Raw genomic sequence first — 21,616 nt, forward strand, 5'->3', positions numbered from 1 at the left:
GAAGGATCATAAGTAAAAAATAATGATTGACATTGCGGACAGTTGTCCGTAAGATAATATCGGGACAATTGTCCTAAGAAAAACATGAAGTGTTTTGATTTAACACATAGAGATGAGTGTCATGTGGATGAAGGTAAAGAAGGTGAGCAAGGTGGAAAAGGATATTGGGGAGGAAATTGAAGAGATCGCATTCTCCTTGTTTCAAGAATTTGGTGTAGAAAATGTCAGTATGCATAAAATTGCGAAAACAGCTGGTGTTGGGCAGGGCACTCTTTACCGCCGCTACGCCAATAAAAGTGATTTGTGCCTTTCTATCCTTGGGGAGAGATTTGAACAGCTGATCCCAGCTTTGCATCTTTACTTGAGCAAAATAAGTGATCAGCCGGTTCGTGAACGTTTGCGCTATGTTCTCGAAGAAATTCATTTGATCGTCGGTCACCATCTAGACTGGATTCGGATGCTCACAATCTCTGGGAATTTAGAGCAGACAAGTAAAGTGTATGAGAGTCATTACAGTCAATCACTTAGAAAAATCATTCGTGATTTGCTTGAGGAAGCGAGAGAAAAGGGAGAAGCGAACATACAGGATATAGAATTGACAACGTTATGTATGTCCTCTCCAATGACGCCTGAGCTCATGTTTTATATACATGAATCTGGCTATTCAATCGAAAGAATAGCTCAATTTGCTGCAGAAAAACAGATTTTATCCGTCTTTCAATAGACATTTAAAGTGGCTCATTTCTGACCACCCTGACTTCCTAAGGTTCATCTAAATTGAAAAAGAAAAGGAGCCAACTTAATATGAACAAACAGCAAGCAGCAGCTTCTGACATTCGAACGCTGCCCATTATTATTTCTTTTATCACGGCTGGATTTATTGGCCTGTTCAGTGAAACGGCATTAAACATGGCGCTGAGAAGTTTAACGTTAGACTTTGGAATTGAAGCGACGACTGCTCAGTGGCTGACAACAGGATATTTATTAACACTTGGTATTCTCGTACCGATTTCAGGACTCATTCTTCAATGGTTTACGACAAGGCAGCTTTTCATTACATCGCTTGTCTTTTCGATCATCGGAACATTTATTGCGGCAGTTGCGCCGGTCTTTAGTATTTTAATGGTAGCACGTGTCGTGCAGGCAGTCGGCACAGCATTGCTTCTGCCATTGATGTTTAATACGATTTTGGTCATCATCCCGCCTCATAAACGAGGCAGATCAATGGGAATTATTGGTCTTGTGATTATGTTTGCACCAGCAGTCGGTCCAACTGTCTCTGGTCTTATTCTGAAATCGTTGACGTGGCATTGGATTTTCTGGATTTCACTTCCTTTATTAATGGCTGCACTCGTATTTGGTTATATCTTTATGCAAAATATTACGGAACCAACAAGACCGAAAATCGACATCTTATCGATTGTGCTTTCAACTATTGGTTTCGGCGGAATTGTGTATGGCTTTAGCAGTGCCGGTGAAGGCGGCGGCTGGAGCAGTATGCATGTTATTGTTGCAATTGTAGTTGGTGTCTTAGGGATTCTCGTGTTCTCCTTAAGACAGTTGAACATGAAAGAACCAATGCTGAACTTAAGCCCGTTTAAATATCCGATGTTTGTCATTGGGTTACTTCTGATTTTAGTGTGTATGATGGTGATGCTGTCTGCTATGATGATTTTGCCATTGTATCTGCAAACATCCTTGGCACTTTCTACATTTACAGCAGGTTTAATGCTATTGCCAGGTGGAATTATCAACGGACTCCTATCTCCAATCATGGGTGGTCTGTTTGATAAGTTTGGTCCAAAATGGCTTGTGATTCCAGGTCTTGTCATTGTCGCAGCGACGATGTTTGGCTTTACGAATCTAAGTGTGAATACGTCGATTGGATTCATTGTCACCCTTCATATTACATTAATGATCGGAATCGCGATGATCATGATGCCTGCACAAACAAATGGATTAAATCAGCTGCCGCCAGAGCTATATCCGCATGGTACAGCGATTATGAATACATTACAGCAGGTGTCAGGAGCCATTGGTACTGCGGTCGGTATTTCGATCCTTTCTTCAGGCGCCCGCAGCTTTATGGAAAATGTGGCTGATCCCGCAAATCCGGTGAATCAGCTGCTCGCCTTCACAAATGGCGTCCAGCACGCATTTATCTTTGCAGTGATCATGACCATCGTTGGTTTAATTATTGCTTTCTTCATTAAACGAGTGAAGGTAGAACAGCAAGTATCATAAGAGAAATCAAAAGCACTGAGGACATAGCGCCGCAGTGCTTTTTTATTTGCTCAATGCTTGTTTCAAAGAGAGGGAAAAAGGGGAGATAGGTAAAAAGTGAACCAATATAAGTTGCTGTTGATTTAGTAGGAGGAAAAGAGGAAAAGGAAACGAATGAGTAACTAAGAAATGAATAAGATAGGAGTCTGAGATCATGAACTTAGAAGAACAAATCAAAATCGCTGCTTCATTACGCCAGCCATCTGAAGGTTCATTAGCGAGTCAATCGGAACTAAAGCCAGTAAATCCTCCTGAAGTGAACAAAATGGAATATGATATTCCAACAAGTGCTGGTGAAACAAAGGTGTGGGTATTTAAGCCGGTGAACACATCAAAACAGATTCTTCCAGTTTTTGTGAATTTACATGGCGGCGGATTTATCATGGGCAGTGCTGAAATGGATAATCCATGGTGTCCAGTTATTGCAGACAGGGCGCAATGTATTGTCGTCAATGTCGAGTATCAGCTTGCCCCAGAGCACCCATTCCCAGCCGCTCTTCATGAATGCTATGATGTCCTGAAGTGGCTGTATGAACATCCTGACGAGCTTCAAATCGATCGGAATGCATTAGCCATTGGTGGACATAGCGCAGGAGGAAACTTGGCAACGGCTGCATGTCTATTGAATATTCAAAAAGGAAATACAATCCCAATTGTCTATCAAGTGCTTGATTATCCGCCGCTTGATCTAGCCACTGATCCAGCAGAAAAGCCAGCGTTTGAAGAAGCGATCCCAGTTGAATTGGCGAGACTCTTTAATTCCTTCTATCTGCAAGGCCAAGATCCGCACAATCCGCTCGTTTCTCCGGTTTTTGCAGATCGTTCATCCTTGGCTCAAATGCCTCCAGCTCTCGTCATCACAGCAGAGAGGGATTCGCTAGCTGAAGAAGCCGAGCAATATGCTGCCAAGTTAAAAGAAGCTGGGGTAGACGTCACGTACAAACAATTTAAAGGAGTTCCACACGGCTTCACGCACGCCGGAGATTTAGCCATAGCTGAAGAAGCTTGGCATCTAATGAGTGATCAATTGAAAAAGGCGTTTCAATAAGAAAAGAAGAAAGATACAAAAGCACAGGAGACAGCGGGCCTGTGCTTTATTGTTGTGAAATGAATGAAAAAGATCAGTTATCTGTCTGTATAGTCGATATAATAGAAAGAATAGACGACTTAAAAAAAGGAGCGAATCTAATGGAAAAAGAGAAATTACAGGCATTTTGTCTTTCTTTAAAAGGAGTCACCCATGATTATCAGCCAGAATGGCAGGCAGATCGTTATCATATTGGCGGAAAGATGTTTGCTATGATGGGCGGAGATGCGAATCGAAAGCCTGTCATCACATTAAAATGTGACCCTCAACGTGCTGAAGAACTAAGAGAGATGCATGAAGGAATTATCCCTGGCTACTATATGAATAAGACTCATTGGAATTCCATTTACCTTGATGCAGACATTCCATCCTCATTTGTAGAGGAGTTAATCGAACATTCCTACCAATTGGTTTTTCAAAAATTAACAAAAAAATCTCAACATGATATCCTCCAAAATGATTCAAAAGGAAATGACTGAGGAGCTGTCCTAAGTTAGACATGCTGCCCTTCGACTCTCTTCAAAATTGACTTGAGCGAAATGCTGTCGTTATAATTTAACCAGTAAGAAGACACGAATAGGGGGATATGAAATGGGTTATACAGTCATTACAGGAGCAAGCTCAGGTATTGGATATGAGGCGGCTCTCGCCTTTGCAGCACGAGGGGAAAATCTTATATTAGCTGCACGCCGGCTCGATAAACTCCAAGAATTGAAAAAGAAGATTCATGATCAATATCCCGATATCAAAGTAGACATACAATCAGTCGATTTAACAAACATAGAGCAAGTGTATTCGTTTTATGAGTCATTGTCAGATTATGAGCTGGATACGTTCATAAATAATGCAGGGTTTGGTCACTTTGGCTCTATAGGAGAACAAGATTTAAGTAAAATTGGAAGTATGCTTCATCTGAATATCGAAGCATTAACGATTCTATCCACCTTATTTGTTCGTGATTATGAGCAAGTAGAGGGAGCGCAGCTGATTAACATTTCTTCACGAGCCGGCTATACAGTCGTCGGCAATGCCGTCACCTATTCAGCCACGAAGTTTTACGTGAGTGCCTTTACAGAAGGACTGGCACTAGAGTTGAAAGGAAAAGGAGCCAAATTACAGGCGAAAATATTAGCACCTTCCGCGACAGAATCAGAATTTGCAAAGCGTTCATTGGATGTAGACGAATTTGAATATGAAGGCAATTTCAAGAAATATCATACATCAAAAGAAATGGCAGCTTGTCTGCTTGAGCTTTATGACAGTGAAAAAACAGTCGGTATTGTGGACGGAAAGACATTCGAATTTGAATTGAAAGAACCGATCTTTTCACACGCTGGTACAAGTATGAAATAACGATTCCCATCACTGAGGTAGATTTCCTCAGTGATTTTTTTTTTGGCATGATTGACTGTGTGGTCAAGCGTAGGAGATATGTACCAAGTGAAGGCTATTAAGCATCACAAAATATACTTTTCGTCACTATATAGAACAGGATCTTGTACGTCCTGCGAAGATCGCTCAAAAGGATACCGATTATTTGATGAAAAAAAGATAGACACGCTTTATCTAATTTTCTTTCAACATTCAATTGAATTAAATCGAATTTAGGTATAAAGAATTGAATAAATCTTTAATATAATGCCCTTTTTACCTTTAATTGGTTATATATCTTTAGCCTCATGCCGATGAATGAAGGTATGGTATAAAGTAAATCCTATAGGAAGAGATTTAGCCATGAAATCCATCAAATGAGGAAAAGAGATGATCCAATGAACATGACAAAATGGTTAGGTGCTGTCCTTCTTTCTGTTTTATTACTAGTGACAGCAGCCTGTGCGAACACAGGCACTCAAGAAAATACTCAAAGCGAAAAAGAAAACGTATCCAATGAAACAAAAGAGAAAAACAATGCGGTTGAAACAGGGAATAAGTCCTTATCAAATATTAAGGTATTAGCCACAGGCGGGACGATTGCTGGCAGTTCAGACAGTGATACAGATACGACGGGCTATAAATCTGGTTCACTTGGCATTGATAAAGTCATTGCTTCAGTTCCACAGCTGAAGGATATTGCAAATGTTACAGGTGAGCAGGTAGCGAATGTTGGAAGTGAAAATGTTGATGACGCTCTTCTTTTAAAATTAGCCAAACGAGTGAATGAGCTATTAAAAGATGATCAAGTGGATGGCATTGTCATCACGCATGGAACAGATACACTTGAAGAAACAGCTTACTTTTTACATCTGGTTGTCAAAAGTGATAAGCCTGTTGTGGTCGTTGGCTCAATGAGACCAGCGTCGGCTATCAGTGCAGATGGCCCGCTTAACTTGTATCATGCTGTGAAAATTGCATCCACAAAAGAAGCAAAGGGCAAAGGGGTCATGGTCACATTAAATGATCGAATTGCTTCGGCTCGTTTTATTACGAAAACAAACACGACCACAACCGATTCCTTTAAGTCACTTGAGCAAGGATACATCGGGGAAGTTACTGGTGAAGTGGTGTCCTTTTATAACGAACCGACAAGAAAACATACGACTGAAAGTGAATTTGATGTATCAAAGATAAAAGAATTACCGCAAGTCGATATTTTATACGGCTATCAAAATGATCAAAAATATATGTATGATGCCGCAGTAAAAGCAGGAGCGAAAGGGATTGTCGTAGCCGCAGCAGGAAATGGAACGATGTCTACAGAAGCCATCAAAGGGGCAACAGATGCTGTGAAAAAAGATGTGGTTCTCGTGAGATCAAGCCGTACGGGTAATGGAATTGTCACCCACGAAAAAACGGATGATGAACATCACTTTGTGTCGTCTGATTCATTAAACCCGCAAAAAGCACGCATTCTGCTCATGCTGGCACTAACGAAGACAAAAGATCCAGTTAAAGTGCAGAGGTATTATGAACAATATTAATGAAGAAAAAGACCCGAGTAATATCGGGTCTTTTTTTATGCATGTTCCTGACGTTCAGCACGTTCCTTTAAAGAGAGTAAAATATCTCGCCAAATATCGTCTACATCTGTAAGAAAGTGCCCCGCTTGATTTATATAATAGGTTTTGACGTTTGAAATCGCCTGAGCTATTTTTTCTATTTCTACAAATGGAGCCATCGTATCCTCTTTCCCATGCCATACATCAACAGGGATTTGAATATCTTTCATTTCGAATGCCCATGGCTTCGAGAGTAAAATAGGTTCACGAATACATTCATCCACCGATTGACGAGTCGCTTCGTGTAAATGTGTCATCATCATTTCTAACTGCTCATCGGTTTGAAGGAATTGCCGATCCCATGGATGTAAATGCTTGTTTTCGTTTTTGGCCAGCTTCTTAAATTTCTCTGGTTTGTTCTCAATCATTTTCTTCTGGGAACGATAGCTTGCTTTCAATAGCCAAGGAAACTTCTTACTAAGGAAAAAAGCCAATTTGTTTTCTTTCAGCATACTTTTAGGCGGTTTTCCGTCCCGAAAAGGGGTTGTACTTGAGATCAGTGCAGCTGAAAGGACGCGATCCGGCAATTGATAGGCACAGCCAGCAGCGAATGCGCCGCCTCCAGATACACCCATCACTGAAAAATGTTGAATGCCAAGATCATCTGCCACTTCCAGCACGTCTTTTGCCCAGTCTAAAATTGTACGGTCAGGGAGAGGGGTAGATAAACCAAATCCAGGTCGATCCAAACAGATGAGACGAATGCCGAGCTCTTGAGAGATTGGATCATCATCTAAAAACATCACTCTTGATCCAGGTGTCCCATGAAAAAAGAATACTGGAAACCCTTCAGGATCACCGTATTGAGTCAAACCGATGTGACGGCCATCTTGTAAATGAACGCTTTTCATATTTTCATCCCCTTAATAGTTTAACTAGCTTAAATGTTGATGAGAGAAACACCGTATTAAGGCGCTTCTTTCGCAATCTGATAGATTTTTTCGTATAGAGATAGTAATGTTTTTAAATCTTCTTTTGGAAGCTTGGCATAGTATTTTTGAATAAGGTGCAATTGAATGTCTTCCGTATTCTTGTGATAGTCATGGCCCTTTTGAGCAAAATCAACAATGATTTCTCTTCGGTTATGTGGATTAATTTCTCGTTTGACATAGCCGAGCTTCTCAAGCTTTGATACAAGCTGGCTAGCTGCGCTGGCAGAAATCGAAAAGTAATCAGCTAATTCATTGATTGTTCTCGTTTTCGTGCGCAGCAGCTCAAGTGTCAGCTCTTGTTTGGCTGATAAATCTGCATACTCATGTTTTAAAAATCGTTGATACTCTTCTACATAAATTGAGCCTAATGCATTCGAGTATTCAATGATCTTTTTACCGTAATGAATGATTTCCTCATCCAATGACATCACCTCTCTTTTATTATAGGCAATCTTTATATTTAAGTGAAGTTAAATATAAAGAAAAGTTAAATGAATGACGGATTACACTTAAAAGGGAAATCACCGGTATATCCACTTTTTCATCAAAAAGGGACATAGTATACTTCCCATGACCCCTGCACATTCATAAAATGTGGTTGGTTTGAATTTGAACACGTAGTACACCAAAGTAGCCATGAAAAGGTCGCAGAAGAAAAATACATATAAGTCCTTTTTGGTGATAGCGCAAATGACTGTTTTGTTTGTTTTCACATGAATCACTCCTTATGAAGTCGATGACTTTTTCATTGTATTATAAGGAAAATCCATTTATAATTAAAAAATAAACCAACTGGTCGGTTTTATTTAGTCTGCATGAAGAAATGCAGGGTAGAAAGGGATTGTGACACATGACAAGTACACAAAGCGGGGCTGGAAAGAGTGAGAAGACGAAGCAAAAAATCGTTACCGCTTCTCGTGATTTATTTGCGAAAAAAGGATATTCAGAAACATCCGTGCGCGATATTTTAGAGGCTGCTGAGGTTAGTAAAGGCAATCTCTATCATCATTTCAAAGGAAAAGAGTTTTTGTTTCTTCATATTATGGAAGAGGATCATCGTTTGATGATGGAAACGTGGCATGAGGAGAAGAAAACACAGCACCGGGCTGTCGATAAGCTCGCTGCATTTGCAGAGATGCTCAGTCAAATGGGTATTAACTACCCATTAATGAGAGCGAGTGAGGAATTTTGTGCCAGTGCCTTTACATCAGACGAAGTCATGGAACGGCTGAACAAGATTGATGTCGATTTTGATGATGTGATGAGAGATATCTTACTTGAAGGAAACAAGGATGGCAGCTGGTCGATCCAGCATGTGGAGTCAAAAGTGAAAATACTACTTTCCGTTTTTTATGGATTAGACGTGTTATATAAAAATGACACCATCGAGCAGAAGAAAGAGTTACAAAAAGAGGCGATCTCATTGTTTATTCACGGAATCAACCATCATGAGTAACAAGTGAGTCAGTAAAGGGGAAACAAACATCATGCAAAAACCGATTCGTGAGCAAAAAGCAGTACTCGTTATTTTATTAAGTAATATATTTATTGCGTTTTTAGGCATCGGTCTCATTATTCCTGTCATGCCGCTATTCATGAATGTCATGCATCTAACAGGGAGTACAATGGGATACCTTGTGGCGGCGTTTGCCGTTGCTCAGCTCATCGCATCACCTATTGCAGGTAGATGGGTAGACCGCTACGGAAGAAAGATTATGATTGTGTCTGGGCTGTTTCTATTCGCGTTATCAGAACTAGTCTTTGGTCTTGGGACACATGTGTATGTGCTGTATTTTGCAAGGCTGCTTGGAGGTATTAGTGCGGCATTTATTATGCCGGCTGTCACTGCTTATGTCGCAGATATCACGACCGTTCAAGAAAGATCAAAAGCAATGGGATATGTGTCAGCGGCCATTAGTACCGGCTTTATTATTGGTCCTGGGATTGGCGGATTTATTGCAGAATACGGCGTACGCCTACCATTCTTCTTTGCAGCAGGGATTGCCTTTATAGCCGTCATTTCGTCTATGTTTTTGCTAAAGGAGCCATTAACAAAAGAAGAGCGAGCGAAGCAGATGGATCAAGTGAAGGAATCGACCTTCTTTAAAGATTTGAAAAAATCAATTCATCCAAGCTACCTCATCGCCTTTATCATTGTGTTTGTCCTCGCATTTGGACTATCTGCATATGAAACAGTCTTTAGCTTGTTTACAAATCATAAGTTTGGATTTGGTCCAAAAGATATTGCCGTGATCATTACCGTCAGCTCGATTGTGGCGGTTATCATCCAAGTACTTGTGTTTGGTAAACTGGTAAATGCCATAGGAGAAAAAAGAGTGATTCAGCTATGTCTGATTATCGGGGCTGTCCTTGCTTTCGTTTCAACCGTTGTGTCAGGCTTTTTGGTTGTCCTGATTGTCACATGTGTCATTTTCCTTGCGTTTGATTTATTGCGCCCAGCATTAACGACCTTTTTATCAAAAATTGCTGGCAACCAGCAAGGATTTGTTGCAGGGATGAACTCCACCTACACAAGCCTAGGTACGATTTTCGGGCCGGCACTAGGCGGTATTTTATTCGATCAAAATATTCATTTTCCATTTTTATTCGCAGGTGTTGTCTTATTTCTTGGATTAGGCTTAACTCTGATTTGGAAGGGTAAGGTGACAGAAGAAGCATCAGCAGAATAAGATCATGCAGAAGTAAGAGACCTTTTACATGAGGTCTCTTTTTTAAAATGGCGCCTTTAATGCAAAATCCCTTTTTTGCAAAGAATTCTCCATGTGTCAGCCGTTTTTTCTTTATAATGGAAGGATAGGAGGGAGCATCGTGCATCTATTGAGGCAGCAAAAGGCACTATTAATGAAAGAAGGAATTCGTCAGATTGACCCGGCATATCCAGTGTTTGTAGATGCGGTCATGGATGGTTTTATCCAAGGAAATCTTTATGTAGATCATGCAGAGTATCCGCTTGTTTATTTTCTCGAAACTTCATGCGGCATTTATTATGTTGCAGGAAGAAGTGAAGTGGAGCTGTTACGCTGCTCAGCCTTCATTGTGGATGTGTACGAAAGGCAGAAAAGACAAAACGGCCGATTTACCATATTTTCAGCGAATCCATTAACAGATGCGTTGATGAAAAAATGCCTTGGGTTACATCTGAATGAGATGGAAAGACATGCGTACGTTTATCCACAGGCACATTCTCATGTCACTCAGCCTCATCAAGGCTATAGAGTAGAGCGGACAAATGAGCAGGTGATGATTGCAAGCAGTGCTTTTTCTCCTAGCTATTACGAAGCCTATTGGGGAGGAGCAGATCGCTTTCTATCAAAGGGAATCGGAATTGCCATTTTTGATGGAGAGAACGTGGTGAGTGAATGTGTCTCCATTTTTTTAAGTGAAGATCGTGCGGAGATTGATATTTGGACAGATGAGACTTATCGAGGAAAAGGTTTGGCACTGCTGGCAGCTCAGCATATGATCAGCATCTGTCTTGAAAAAAAGAGGACACCGCATTGGGATTGCGATGTCCATCACCTAGCTTCAATCAACCTAGCAGAGAAGTTAGGCTTTCAGAGGATCAAAACCTATCGATTGTTTTATGGTTCAAGATGAGAAGGTTTTGAGATACCAAGCATCCATTGCAGAATGCTCAGAGCCTTCAAGCGGTTTTGAAAGAAGAGAAAATCCATATCGCTGATAAAGGCCTGTAGCCGCTGTTAATTCCCGGCGGGTCTCTAAATAACACGCTTCGTAGTATGTAGAGGCATATTCCAGCGCCGTATCCATCAGTTTTTTGCCCGCACCTTTTCCTTGTGCTTTTGGACTTAAATAGAGCTTTTGTAATTCACATACTCCATTTGTAAAAGGAGCAATCCCTACACCGCCCACAATGCCACCCTGCTCTTCAGCAATCCAATAGGCTGCATGAGTCAATGATTGATAGTATTCGAAAAGCTGGTCAAGGTGGGGATCAGTGTATGCTGTTCCTTCAATTGCCAGATTCGCTGATTCTAGTGACTGGCGGATAATCGCTGCGATGTACGGGTTGTCTTTTTGCTCAATGAGTCTGATGTTCATTTGAAGTACCTCCATTGTTATGGGATCAAAAAAGAGAATAGGAGTTGACATACATGTTCTGGCTGCAAACCGCCTTTTTTACAATCGTTGTCCTTTGTCTCTCATGGTGGGCGGGGAAAAGACGCCGGCAGCGCCATACGGGGTTCATTGTTCCTATATGCTTGATGTTATTTGGTTTGGTTTTATTGATTGTCAGTTTCTTTATTGGCAGATGGGAAGGCATGGCGCTTAGTCTATCAAGTGTCTCTATCGTTCTCTCTTCCATCATTTGTTTAATCATCGTCATTGGGATTCAATTTTTTAAAAAAGATGACCCTTCTTAAGCAGGAGCATCTGTATTCATCATGTGGTTATATTCTTCACGAAGGATGCCCATGATGATGACATCTGAGTATGTACCGTTGAAATAGAGCGCTTGGCGTCTTTTTCCTTCATATTGAAACCCGGCTTTCTCATAGCTTCGAAAGGCCCTTGGATTGTGGGAAAAGACTTCAAGCTCAAGGCGGTTGAGTTCTAATGTGTCAAAGGCAAATGCTTGAACCATCCGAACCGCTTCAGTGCCATAGCCTTTTTGAAAATGCTCCGGCCCGTGAAGCGCAATGCGGAAGCTTGCCGTATGATTGATTGGATCAATGTCCACAATCGCCGCATCCCCAATCATCTCTTTCGTGTCTAGCAGACAAATGGCGAAATCTCGTCTGCTGTCATCTTGCAGAAAGCGGGTGTAGGCGGAGCGAATTTCTTCTAGTGTAAACGTTTTGCGTGTGCCAGTCATATAAAGTGTTTCTGCATGCTGGCACCCTCTTTGAATACCAGGATAATCTTGCTCTTCAATCGGTCTCAAAAATATACGAGTCATGACGGATCACCCTCCTCTATATATCGAGAGATTTCAATTAAATTCAGATCAGGATCACGGATATAAACAGATTCAATTGGACCTAATGTACCGGTGCGTCTGACCGGTCCCTCTTCAATGGGAACCACTTGCTTCCGGAGGTGCAGCAGCAAACTGTCCATGTCTAAATCGGTGATAAAGCACAAATCATGAGATCCAGGAAGAGGATGAGCCGCTTTTGGCTCAAATTCATGACCAGCTTCATGAAGGTTGATTTTCTGTAAACCAAAACGAAGCGCTTTACGGCCTTCACCAAAAGTTTCTTCCTTCATCCCTAATACGTTTGTATAAAAGCGAATGGTGTCCTCCATATGTTGTACAGTCAACACGATATGATCAAGTCGTCGTATCATCAGTCTCTCCTCCAAGTATGATCATTGATTGAACTGACTCTATTATATCATCACCTGAAGAGGATACCTTATTTAATCACGGTTTTATAGCTCCAGCTTGCTAAGGACATTTCCTTTCCGCGCAATTCCCTTTCATCAAACTCCACCCACCCATTTTTTCGGTAGAAATGACGATTGGCTTCGTTGTGTGTAATCAGCGTGAACAGTCCGCCGCCTTGCCGGGCGATAAAGGGAAAAAGACATTGTTTTAACATGCGGCTTCCAAGTTTTTTTCCTTGCTGGTCTTTTGCCACGACAAGTGCTTCTAAATACCAGTAAGGCTGCTTTAAGGAAGAACACGCTTTTTTCGCCTCCTTTAAAACACGGAACACATGCTGAATCGCTGATATACCGCCAGTGAAGAGCAGCTTTAACCCACCTGATAACACATAATCCATGACGCCTGGTTCAGGAAGACGCGGATGCTTTAAAAGGGCAGCAGTCACAATTTTTTCGTTCTCAACCCCGACCAAACAGATTTGATGCTGAAAGTACACCTTTGTATTGATCAAATGCAGCTGACGAGCGAAAGCAGAACGTCTTGAGACCTTTTCACATAATAAGTCAAAAAATGAATAGTCCTGAAACGAATCATCTAACAACTCTGCCACTTGAGGCAGTTCATCCTCTCTAGCAAGTCTGAAATGAAACATATGATGGTCCCCCTTTATTGAACATATATAGATTATTGAACATGTGTTGATTATAATAAGGAGTAAACCAACCGAACATCGGCAATGGATGAGATCCTGTTCATAAATAGACATTAAGCGCCGAATTGTTCAGAAAAGGAGGGAATTTCATGAAGGACAGAAGAACAATCAAAACAAAAAGAGCCATTCGGGAAAGCTTTCTTGCGCTGCTAAAGGATAAGGAAGTGCAGCAGATTACGGTATCAGAGCTATCAAGGAAAGCGGATTTAGGCAGGGGAACCTTTTATTTGCACTATCAAGATGTGTTTGATTTATATGAACAGCTTGAGAAAGAACTATTCGATCAGCTTGGGGGGTTATATGATGAAACCTTTCCAAGTCAGGACCCTCTTGATATGCTTTCCTTTTTAAATAAAACGACTGAGTACTTGAAAGAGAATCAATATATGTTGACGTTATTTGTAAAACCAAATGGCCCAACAACCAATCAATTCAAAGCATTTTTCAAAGAAAAAATCATGAAAGAGTGGCAGCTTGATCAGCGGCCGATTACAGAAAATGAACAAATCGAGGCCTCTTTTGTCGTGTCTGGTGTCGTGGGTGTACTCGAGGAATGGATTCATGAAGAAATGACCATTGAGGCTGGCAAGCTCGCGCATAAATTATACGAACTTCTCGTCAAGGTGGAACAGGAATCGTAAAAAGGAAAAAAGGTATGTGGGGCGATGAGTATCGATGGATATTTAGCGAAGGAACGCATATCATCCCGAAAATATCTTATCATTTGTAAAAAAATGAAAGAATGTCGGCGGCGGGGGACTGCTTCAATCTTTCATACAAGCAAGATTGGTCGAGGAGCTTTTTTTCAAATCGTACCTGTCATGATTGGAAGAGGAATTACTCTGTTTTAACCGGCGGATCTTGAATTTAGGTTTTCGTTACAGGAAGTACATTTTATCTTAAAAGAAGAGGATCACTGAACCAAGGTGGTCTTTTTTTTTATGAAATAAACTCGTTGACAAGAAAATATCCTAGTGTTAGGATAAATTTATCCTAGTTTTAGGATTTCTTGAAAAAGGAGTAGTTGCCATGGTGCAGCATGATCATGAATTAGATTTAAGGCTATTCCGCGTGTGGATGAAAGCCTATCAAGCCCTTTTTACAAATATCCAAAAAGACATTGAACGTTATGATATCGGATTTGAAAACTTTCAAATCCTTGAATTGCTCTACAGTAAAGGGCCTCAGCCTGTTCAAAAAATTAGCGACATCCTGTCAATCCCAAGTGGAAGCATGACATATGTCGTGAACAAACTAGAAAAACAAGAACTGGTGAAAAGGCAATGTGCGCCTTCAGATAAGCGGGTATTCCATGTACGGCTTACGGAAAAAGGGAAGCAATTGTTTGACGACATTTTCCCTAAACACACAGATGTCATTTCGCAAAATCTATCCTTTATTGAAAAAGAAGAAAAAGAACAGCTGATTGAATTACTAAAAAAAATCGGTTTAGGTGCAAAACAACTTCGCGAAAAGGGGAAACAAGATGACACTCAGCTTTGATACATTGGTACGTGAAAGACGATCCGCATCAAATTTTTTGCCAAATATCTCGATTTCGAGAGAAGAGCTTAACAGCATATTTGAAGAGGTCAAGCTGGCACCATCTGCTTTTAACTTACAGCACACACAATATGTTGTCGTCCAAACAGAAGAGCTGAAAGAACAAGTAAGAGAAGCGGCATTTGGACAATATAAAGTGCACTCTGCTTCAGCAGCGATCATCGTACTCGGAGATCCAAATGCTTATGAGCACGCAGGGAACATATACGAAGGCCTGAAAATGCTAGGCATTATCAATGCGCAGCAATATGAAGAAATGGTCAGAGAGACCGTGAGCTTTTATGAGCAGAGAGGAGCAGATTTCCAGAAGGAAGAAGCGATTCGCAATGCTTCCTTATCTGCCATGCTGTTGATGCTTGCGGCTAAAAATAAAGGCTGGGATACTTGCCCGATGATCGGTTTTGATCCCGAAGCAATGAAAAAGGTATTAAACATTCAATCAGATTTGGTTCCTGTGTTAATGATTACACTTGGAAAAGAAAAAGTAGAGAGCAGACAAGCGAGAGGCTATAGAAAGCCAGTTTCTGAATTTGTGACATATTTATAAGATAGGGGGTTCCAATCATGGAACTAGGAATTAGTACATTTGTCGAAACAACACCTGATTTTCAAACAGGAAAAACAGTCAGTCACGCACAGCGTATTCGAGAAGTAGTAGAAGAAATTATTTTAGCAGATCAAGTCGGTCTCGATGTATTTGGCGTAGGTGAGCATCATCGTGAGGATTTCGCCGCATCGAATCCAGCTGTCGTCTTAGCGGCTGCAGCAACACAAACAAAAAATATTCGTCTGACAAGTGCAGTGACGGTCCTTTCATCAGCAGATCCTGTTCGTGTATTTCAGGATTTTGCAACGCTTGATGGACTATCAAACGGACGTGCAGAAATTATGGCAGGCCGTGGTTCATTTATTGAATCATTCCCGCTCTTTGGCTATGACCTGGATGACTATGAAGAATTATTTGAAGAAAAGCTTGATTTGCTGCTCAAATTACAGCAGTCAGAGCGTGTAACATGGAGCGGAAAGCATCGCCCGTCCATTCAGGATGTTGGGGTGTACCCAAGACCTGTTCAAGATCCGCTTCCAATCTGGATCGGCAGTGGAGGAAACCGTGAATCGGTCGTACGTGCTGGATTACTAGGGTTACCGCTTGTACTCGCAATCATTGGCGGAAGTCCTAGACAGTTCGCACCTCTCGTTCAGCTGTACAAGCAAGCGGCAGTGCACGCTGGACATGATCCTGAGAAATTAACTGTAGCATCACATTCGCATGGATTTGTTGCGGCAGAAACAGACTTGGCAGCAGATCAATTCTTCCCATCGACACAGCATGTGATGAACACATTAGCGAGAGAGAGAGGCTGGGGACCTTATACTCGTTCTACGTTTGACGCAGCGAGAACTTTAGAAGGCGCGCTGTATGTAGGAGATTCAGATACCGTGGCAGAGAAAGTCATCCACCTTAGAAAAAATGTCGGCATCACACGTTTTATGCTTCATGTACCGGTTGGTTCAATGCCGCATGATCAAGTGCTAAAAGCCATTGAGCTATTTGGTAAAGAAGTGGCTCCTAAAGTAAGAGAAGAGGTTGCCCGCTGGGAAGCAGAGCAAAAATAAATAAAAAGGCCGATCAAGTGAATAGGCTTGATCGGCCTTTTCTTATGCTTAAGGATCAATGACACATGGTTTCACTGTAGGACATGAAGCAGCAGAAGCAAATGGTGTGATTGTCAAAGTGAAGAGGAAAACAAGTTGAAAACAGATGAGCCATTTTTTCATGAAATCACCTCCGTTCACAATTGTTTCACTAGATTGAGATGAGGATAAAATCATAGAAGTATGTAACACTCACTATCCAGCATAAGACAATGATATCATAATTTTCTAAAAAATGAAAAAATAACTTACAAAAGTTCTAAATTATGGTATAGTTTATACGTTCAACAAAAAAAGGGAGGGATTTTTTTATGAAAAAGGTCATGTCTTCTGTTTTGGTTGGAGCAATTGTCTTAACGGGTGCTGGAGTCACAACTGCTCCAGTGGAAGCAAAGGAGCAAACAAACAGTGAAATAACGGCTCAGGCCAGTCGAACTGTTTCAGTAACAAGAACATATACGACATCAAACATCCCAGAAAGTATTGTATATGCAGAGGATGGCTGGGTCGGGATTTTAAAACAAACCTCTATTGAAGAATTAGGATTAGGAAAATATAGAGTCACATTTACTGGAACAGTGGTACGCGATCCAGGATTTAATTAAATAAAACGCAAAGCTGACAGGTGGACAAGCCTGTCAGCTTTTTTCATGAGGATAATAAAGAATCATTTGCATTCGGACCATTTGTTCCCCGGTTTGTTGATACGTGTGCGACCGGTCCGCTTTAAAACGAATAGAGTCTCCAGCTTTTAAGGTGTATTGTTCATCACCAATGGTTAAATCAAGGACTCCCTCAAAAACAGTGATCAACTCCTCTGTTCCTCCAATGTGTTCATTCGCACGCAGCGACCCGCCTCGATCAATTTCCACTCGGTACATTTCAAATTTCCCCCGGTCATCAAAAGGAAAAGTCGTGTACACACGATATCGGCCGTCGTCCTCAGTTAAAACCTGTGCATCTTCCTTGCGTACTACCTTGATTTCAGGCTGCGGTGCGTGAATGAGCTCACTAAAAGATACTTTTAATCCGTTGGCTATTTTCCACAAAGTCGTGATGGTAGGGGTTGATTCTCCTCTTTCAATTTGTCCAATCATGGTCTTGCTGACACCAGTTAATTCGGCCATCTTTTCTAGGCTCAATTTTTTTTGATCTCTAAGAAGCCTCACATTTTTCGAAATAATCGATTGTACGTCTTCCATGAAAAAACTCCTTTCTCTATTTACTTTATAAAGATCAAACGGTACAATAAAACGCATCATACGTAATGAAGTAATTAAAGTCTATATAACGTATAAAGGAGGTTTCATCTTGATTGTATCTATGTTGATCTATGCTTTTGTTAGCAGCTTTACCCCAGGGCCAAACAACATCATGGCCATGGTCTTTACGAATAAATATGGGGTCAAGCAAACATTTCGATTTTGTTTAGGTGTGGGGATCGGATTTCTCGTTATTTTGTGTTTGAGCTGCTTCTTTAATATCATTCTTTATCAAGTGATGCCGAAAATAGGCTGGGTCATGGCGTTCATCGGAGCTGCATACATGATTTATTTAGCGGTCAAAATCATGAAAAGTAAAGGCGGAGATGACGAAACACTTGATCGCTACAATCATTTTATCCCTGGTATGATGCTGCAATTTATCAACCCAAAAGCGATCTTGTATGGATTGACTGTGATTTCAACATTTGTTTTGCCATATGGACAATCTAATATGCAGTATGTCATATGGACGCTGATTCTCGCACTCATTGGCTTTCTCGGTACATTCAGCTGGAGCTTATTTGGTTCTTTGTATAAGCGTTTTTTGACTGCTTACGAAAAACCGTTCCAGTATGTGATGGGACTGCTCCTGATATACAGTGCGATTTCAATGGTATGGAGCTATGTGATGTAAATAGTCAGAAGCTTGGCCGCTGTCTGCCCATCACAACAGTATCATAATATAATCCGTCACTCAGCCGTTTATCGTTTTTTAATACACCTTCAATCAGAAAGCCGTGGTTCTCATATAACCGAATGGCTTTTTGGTTGGTTTCCAGCACTTGAAGTGACATCTTCTGGATGCCTTGCTGATCAGCCCAGTCAATAGAAGCGGCTAATAGCTCTTTGCCAATGCGATAGCCCCAAGCATCTTTTTGAATGGCGACGCCAAAAGTCACTTTGTGAGCAGAGCGTTTGAGTGAATGTCCTTCACATCTGGAGAAACCAACAAGTTCTCCTTCAATATCAGCGACCAAAAATAAATGCCTGCTTTGTTTGGTATCCTCTTGAATCAACACCTCAAAATCTTTTTCATGAAGAAAGGCTTCGCCTGGTTCACGGTCTAAATATTCTGTTTCACCATCAATTTTCAGTCTGAGCGCTGATAACTGCTTGGCATCGCCAATTGCAGCAGACCGAATACGATAGGTCAAGTCACGAACGGTGAATATGTTTTCAGTGATAATCATAGAGCACCAACCCTTCTTCTCGTTATGTCTATCATACCTGAAACGTGTACATAGCAGGTGAAAGTTTTAAAGCCTGTCTTATAGATCATAATTTTTTAATCCAGCTGGCTTTGGCTGGATTCTCATGATTTAGACTGAGAACTTAAATAAGCTTCTCTCACAACTGTTAAAAAGTGCTCAGCGACGGTTGACGTTTCATCTTGTCTCCATGAAACATATAAATTTACTTTTGGCGTAGTTTCTTGGATTTTTCTATAAACAACCCCTGAGCGTTTTACGCTTTCTACTGAGGATGGGACGACAGAGATTCCCATTCCTGCAGCAACTAAATTCACAATCGTATGCATTTGAATAGCTTCCTGAACTACGTTTAAACTTATGCTATTTTCCCAAAAGTAGCTGATAATTAAATCATAAAATGCTGCACCTAGATGACGTGGAAACATGATAAATGGTTCATTGGCTAATAAATGAATTGGAACTTTGGAAAATGAAGCTAAAGGATGATTTTCTGGCAAAACCAAGCTTAATGATTCCTCACAACAAATTTCTGAGGTAAGTATCTTATTATTTTGGTTAGAACGAATAAATCCAATTTGAATTTCTTTCTTATATAGTGCCTTTAACTGCTGTTCTGTAGCCATTTCACATAAGACAAGATGGATATTAGGGAAACTTTCTCGAAACCTTTTAATAATATCAATCACAATATCAGTAGAATCAACGAAACCGATCGTTAAATGACCTATTCTTCCGTCATCTGCAAGTTGTGTTGCGTTAATCGTTCTATTTACTTGAAGGAGCGTACGGCGGGCTTCTTCTAAAAATACTCTCCCCGCATCTGAAAGTTCAACCTGTCTTCTCGTTCTATGAAAAAGCGTAACACCTAACTCTTCTTCTAATTTTCGGATTTCTTGACTTAATGGAGGCTGTGCCATTTTAAGACGTTCAGCTGCCCGGCTAAAATTTAGTTCTTCAGCAACCATTATAAAATAACGTATTTGTCTCAGATCCATTTTTAAGCCCCCCTATTTCATACTTGCTTATTGTGTAAAATGATTTCAAAGGATTGTTATCAAACAGTTTTGCGCTTTTTTAATGGAAATATTTTAATTATATAAAATATATATATAATTATCTGAATATATATATTATACATATTAATACCCTCTTTTTATAATGAAAGTATTCTTTCAAAGGAGGACATTGTTATGGAGTATAGTAAACTTGGAAATAGTGGATTAACAATTAGTAAACTCGCATACGGAAATTGGATTAATCATGGTGGTAAGATAAATGAGGAAACTGCCCATGATTGTGTGAAAGCTGCTCTTGATGTGGGTATTACGACGTTTGATACTGCCGATGTTTATTCAGACACCAAGGCTGAAGAGATACTAGGCAGGTCTTTAAAAGGGATTCGGCGGGAGAGCATTGAACTATGTACAAAAGTATGTCATCCAACCGGTACTGGGAAAAACGATAGAGGATTATCACGCAAGCATATTTTGGAAAATTGTCATGCCTCTTTGCGGCGTTTACAAACGGATTATATTGATATTTACTATGCACACAGGTTTGATCCAACTACACCTCTGGAAGAAACGATGTTAGCTTTCGCAGATCTAGTAAGACAGGGTAAAGTGAACTATATTGGTGTAAGTGAGTGGACAGCAGAACAAATTACTCGAGGGGCAGCGCTTGCACGAGAGCTAAATGTCCCCCTAATCGCCAGCCAACCTCAATACTCCATGTTATGGAGAATCATTGAAAGTGATGTAATACCGACCTGCCAGCGTGAAGGACTTGGCCAGGTAGTATGGTCGCCTTTGGCCCAGGGAATCCTCACTGGAAAGTATCTCCCAGGAAAATCACTTCCGACTAATTCGCGTGCTAACTCAACTGCTGGAAAACCTTTTTTTAAAAACCTTGCTCAACGCTGGATGAATAATAACACCTTAGAGGCGATCCAAAAGCTTAAGCCCGTCGCACAAGAGGTTGATCTTACTCTCGCTCAGCTTGCGATAGCATGGGTACTGCAAAATCAGAACGTTTCTGCAGCAATTATCGGTGCTTCTAGTCCAGAACAGGTGAGGGAGAATGCTTTAGCATCTGAGGTGAAAATTGAAACTGAGATGATGAATCAAATTGACGAAATTCTAGGTGATCTGGTCGAGTACGATCAGAGTAAAACAGGTTAAAGCTTTTAAGTCTATCTTATAGATCATTATTTTTTAATCCAGCCGACCTTGGCTGGATTTTTATGTTGCTGTAGTTTCTTGGAGCGCACACTCAGATGTTTTGTATCTTTCAAAAAGGCTAAATGAATAGTATCAAACGTGGAGGTGGAACAAATGAGTGAAGAAAAAGGACATATGGATAAAGCAAAAGGAAAAACAAATCAAGTCAAAGGTCAAGTCAAAGAAAAGCTTGGTGAAGCAACAGATCATCAAAACCTGAAAGAAGAAGGGAAAAAGGATCAAGCAAAAGGAAAACTTCAAGACAAAAAAGGGGATGTCAAAAATAAGCTGAACCAGTAGAACCGAAACTAGTAGGTT

General features: G+C 40.7%; 27 protein-coding genes. 18 read left to right on the forward strand and 9 right to left on the reverse strand.

All coding sequences use genetic code 11. The annotated features are described in order from the left end of the window. The first annotated feature begins 127 nt into the window (after window positions 1-127). From ACLGGR_RS14225 to ACLGGR_RS14250, 6 genes are all read left to right on the forward strand, one after another. A complete protein-coding gene (locus ACLGGR_RS14225; RefSeq protein WP_251216942.1) occupies window positions 128-724 on the forward strand; it encodes a TetR/AcrR family transcriptional regulator in 597 nt (198 codons plus the stop codon). 80 nt (window positions 725-804) lie between these two features. Then, window positions 805-2,244, forward strand: coding sequence for a DHA2 family efflux MFS transporter permease subunit (locus tag ACLGGR_RS14230; RefSeq protein ID WP_142946625.1), 1,440 nt, complete (start codon window positions 805-807; stop codon window positions 2,242-2,244). Window positions 2,245-2,437: 193 nt separating this feature from the next. Beyond that, window positions 2,438-3,331, forward strand: coding sequence for an alpha/beta hydrolase (locus ACLGGR_RS14235; protein WP_410973310.1), 894 nt, complete (start codon window positions 2,438-2,440; stop codon window positions 3,329-3,331). 140 nt (window positions 3,332-3,471) lie between these two features. Beyond that, window positions 3,472-3,849: an MmcQ/YjbR family DNA-binding protein gene (locus ACLGGR_RS14240; RefSeq protein ID WP_142946623.1), complete on the forward strand. Its 378-nt coding sequence runs from the start codon at window positions 3,472-3,474 to the stop codon at window positions 3,847-3,849. A 112-nt stretch (window positions 3,850-3,961) separates the two neighbouring features. Beyond that, window positions 3,962-4,723, forward strand: coding sequence for an SDR family NAD(P)-dependent oxidoreductase (locus ACLGGR_RS14245; RefSeq protein ID WP_410973311.1), 762 nt, complete (start codon window positions 3,962-3,964; stop codon window positions 4,721-4,723). A 416-nt stretch (window positions 4,724-5,139) separates the two neighbouring features. Then, window positions 5,140-6,288, forward strand: a complete 1,149-nt coding sequence (locus ACLGGR_RS14250) for a type II asparaginase (protein WP_410973312.1) — start codon at window positions 5,140-5,142, stop codon at window positions 6,286-6,288. A 35-nt stretch (window positions 6,289-6,323) separates the two neighbouring features. Here the strand turns inward: ACLGGR_RS14250 and ACLGGR_RS14255 are convergent, their stop codons facing one another. Both ACLGGR_RS14255 and ACLGGR_RS14260 read right to left on the reverse strand, forming a co-directional pair. Continuing rightward, entirely contained in the window at window positions 6,324-7,217 is an 894-nt protein-coding gene (locus ACLGGR_RS14255) for an alpha/beta fold hydrolase (protein ID WP_410973313.1), read from the reverse strand. A gap of 56 nt (window positions 7,218-7,273) precedes the next feature. Then, a complete protein-coding gene (locus ACLGGR_RS14260; RefSeq protein ID WP_025093559.1) occupies window positions 7,274-7,726 on the reverse strand; it encodes a MarR family winged helix-turn-helix transcriptional regulator in 453 nt (150 codons plus the stop codon). A gap of 422 nt (window positions 7,727-8,148) precedes the next feature. Between ACLGGR_RS14260 and ACLGGR_RS14265 the strand changes: the two genes are divergently transcribed. The 3 genes from ACLGGR_RS14265 to ACLGGR_RS14275 all read left to right on the forward strand — a co-directional run bounded on the left by ACLGGR_RS14265 (window position 8,149) and on the right by ACLGGR_RS14275 (window position 10,916). After that, window positions 8,149-8,754 carry a TetR/AcrR family transcriptional regulator gene (locus ACLGGR_RS14265; RefSeq protein WP_024427803.1) on the forward strand — a complete coding sequence of 202 codons (606 nt, stop codon included), beginning with the start codon at window positions 8,149-8,151 and terminating at the stop codon, window positions 8,752-8,754. 31 nt (window positions 8,755-8,785) lie between these two features. Next, entirely contained in the window at window positions 8,786-9,988 is a 1,203-nt protein-coding gene (locus ACLGGR_RS14270) for an MFS transporter (RefSeq protein WP_410973314.1), read from the forward strand. A gap of 139 nt (window positions 9,989-10,127) precedes the next feature. Next, window positions 10,128-10,916, forward strand: coding sequence for a GNAT family N-acetyltransferase (locus ACLGGR_RS14275; RefSeq protein ID WP_410973315.1), 789 nt, complete (start codon window positions 10,128-10,130; stop codon window positions 10,914-10,916). Here ACLGGR_RS14275 and ACLGGR_RS14280 read toward each other — a convergent pair. Continuing rightward, window positions 10,908-11,381, reverse strand: coding sequence for a GNAT family N-acetyltransferase (locus ACLGGR_RS14280; RefSeq protein ID WP_251216951.1), 474 nt, complete (start codon window positions 11,379-11,381; stop codon window positions 10,908-10,910). The genes ACLGGR_RS14275 and ACLGGR_RS14280 overlap by 9 nt on opposite strands. Before the next feature lie 53 nt (window positions 11,382-11,434). Between ACLGGR_RS14280 and ACLGGR_RS14285 the strand changes: the two genes are divergently transcribed. Continuing rightward, on the forward strand, window positions 11,435-11,704 hold the full coding sequence (locus tag ACLGGR_RS14285; protein WP_410973316.1) for a YesK-like family protein: 270 nt from the start codon (window positions 11,435-11,437) through the stop codon (window positions 11,702-11,704). Here the strand turns inward: ACLGGR_RS14285 and ACLGGR_RS14290 are convergent. The 3 genes from ACLGGR_RS14290 to ACLGGR_RS14300 form a co-directional block, all read right to left on the reverse strand. Beyond that, complete coding sequence (locus ACLGGR_RS14290; RefSeq protein ID WP_254806192.1) at window positions 11,701-12,240, reverse strand: GNAT family N-acetyltransferase; 540 nt, start codon at window positions 12,238-12,240, stop codon at window positions 11,701-11,703. The two genes, ACLGGR_RS14285 and ACLGGR_RS14290, sit on opposite strands and share 4 nt — an antisense overlap. Next, a complete protein-coding gene (locus tag ACLGGR_RS14295) occupies window positions 12,237-12,632 on the reverse strand; it encodes a VOC family protein (RefSeq protein WP_024425420.1) in 396 nt (131 codons plus the stop codon). Before ACLGGR_RS14295 ends, ACLGGR_RS14290 begins: the two co-directional genes overlap by 4 nt. Before the next feature lie 68 nt (window positions 12,633-12,700). Then, the gene (locus tag ACLGGR_RS14300) at window positions 12,701-13,324 is read right to left on the reverse strand and encodes a GNAT family N-acetyltransferase (protein ID WP_251216952.1); all 624 of its coding nucleotides are present in this window, start codon (window positions 13,322-13,324) and stop codon (window positions 12,701-12,703) included. Window positions 13,325-13,473: 149 nt separating this feature from the next. On the opposite strand from ACLGGR_RS14300, the gene ACLGGR_RS14305 reads away from it, so the two are divergent. The 5 genes from ACLGGR_RS14305 to ACLGGR_RS14325 all read left to right on the forward strand — a co-directional run bounded on the left by ACLGGR_RS14305 (window position 13,474) and on the right by ACLGGR_RS14325 (window position 17,208). Then, window positions 13,474-14,025, forward strand: a complete 552-nt coding sequence (locus ACLGGR_RS14305) for a TetR/AcrR family transcriptional regulator (RefSeq protein WP_251216953.1) — start codon at window positions 13,474-13,476, stop codon at window positions 14,023-14,025. A gap of 388 nt (window positions 14,026-14,413) precedes the next feature. Next, window positions 14,414-14,887: a MarR family winged helix-turn-helix transcriptional regulator gene (locus ACLGGR_RS14310; RefSeq protein ID WP_251216954.1), complete on the forward strand. Its 474-nt coding sequence runs from the start codon at window positions 14,414-14,416 to the stop codon at window positions 14,885-14,887. Further along, the gene (locus ACLGGR_RS14315) at window positions 14,871-15,494 is read left to right on the forward strand and encodes a nitroreductase family protein (RefSeq protein ID WP_410973317.1); all 624 of its coding nucleotides are present in this window, start codon (window positions 14,871-14,873) and stop codon (window positions 15,492-15,494) included. Before ACLGGR_RS14310 ends, ACLGGR_RS14315 begins: the two co-directional genes overlap by 17 nt. A gap of 17 nt (window positions 15,495-15,511) precedes the next feature. Continuing rightward, window positions 15,512-16,564 carry an LLM class flavin-dependent oxidoreductase gene (locus ACLGGR_RS14320; protein ID WP_410973318.1) on the forward strand — a complete coding sequence of 351 codons (1,053 nt, stop codon included), beginning with the start codon at window positions 15,512-15,514 and terminating at the stop codon, window positions 16,562-16,564. Window positions 16,565-16,914: 350 nt separating this feature from the next. Continuing rightward, window positions 16,915-17,208 (forward strand): hypothetical protein, encoded by a 294-nt coding sequence (locus ACLGGR_RS14325; RefSeq protein ID WP_024425427.1) that lies wholly within the window; start codon window positions 16,915-16,917, stop codon window positions 17,206-17,208. A gap of 33 nt (window positions 17,209-17,241) precedes the next feature. On the opposite strand, the gene ACLGGR_RS14330 is transcribed toward ACLGGR_RS14325, so the two are convergent. After that, on the reverse strand, window positions 17,242-17,805 hold the full coding sequence (locus tag ACLGGR_RS14330) for a helix-turn-helix domain-containing protein (protein WP_142946606.1): 564 nt from the start codon (window positions 17,803-17,805) through the stop codon (window positions 17,242-17,244). A 109-nt stretch (window positions 17,806-17,914) separates the two neighbouring features. Here ACLGGR_RS14330 and ACLGGR_RS14335 point away from each other — a divergent pair, with 109 nt between their 5' ends. Further along, window positions 17,915-18,502: a LysE family transporter gene (locus ACLGGR_RS14335; RefSeq protein ID WP_142946605.1), complete on the forward strand. Its 588-nt coding sequence runs from the start codon at window positions 17,915-17,917 to the stop codon at window positions 18,500-18,502. Between the two features lie 4 nt (window positions 18,503-18,506). Here ACLGGR_RS14335 and ACLGGR_RS14340 read toward each other — a convergent pair whose 3' ends face one another. Next, entirely contained in the window at window positions 18,507-19,058 is a 552-nt protein-coding gene (locus ACLGGR_RS14340; protein WP_142946604.1) for a GNAT family N-acetyltransferase, read from the reverse strand. Between the two features lie 122 nt (window positions 19,059-19,180). Then, window positions 19,181-20,074 (reverse strand): LysR substrate-binding domain-containing protein, encoded by an 894-nt coding sequence (locus ACLGGR_RS14345; RefSeq protein WP_410973319.1) that lies wholly within the window; start codon window positions 20,072-20,074, stop codon window positions 19,181-19,183. 195 nt (window positions 20,075-20,269) lie between these two features. Here ACLGGR_RS14345 and ACLGGR_RS14350 point away from each other — a divergent pair, with 195 nt between their 5' ends. Then, entirely contained in the window at window positions 20,270-21,259 is a 990-nt protein-coding gene (locus tag ACLGGR_RS14350; protein WP_169057544.1) for an aldo/keto reductase family protein, read from the forward strand. 153 nt (window positions 21,260-21,412) lie between these two features. After that, window positions 21,413-21,598, forward strand: a complete 186-nt coding sequence (locus ACLGGR_RS14355) for a CsbD family protein (protein WP_252057462.1) — start codon at window positions 21,413-21,415, stop codon at window positions 21,596-21,598. Window positions 21,599-21,616 lie beyond the last annotated feature (18 nt).

The sequence above is a fragment of the Bacillus sp. BD48 genome, from assembly GCF_046566805.1.
Classification (GTDB): Bacteria; Bacillota; Bacilli; order Bacillales; family Bacillaceae; genus Bacillus; species Bacillus safensis.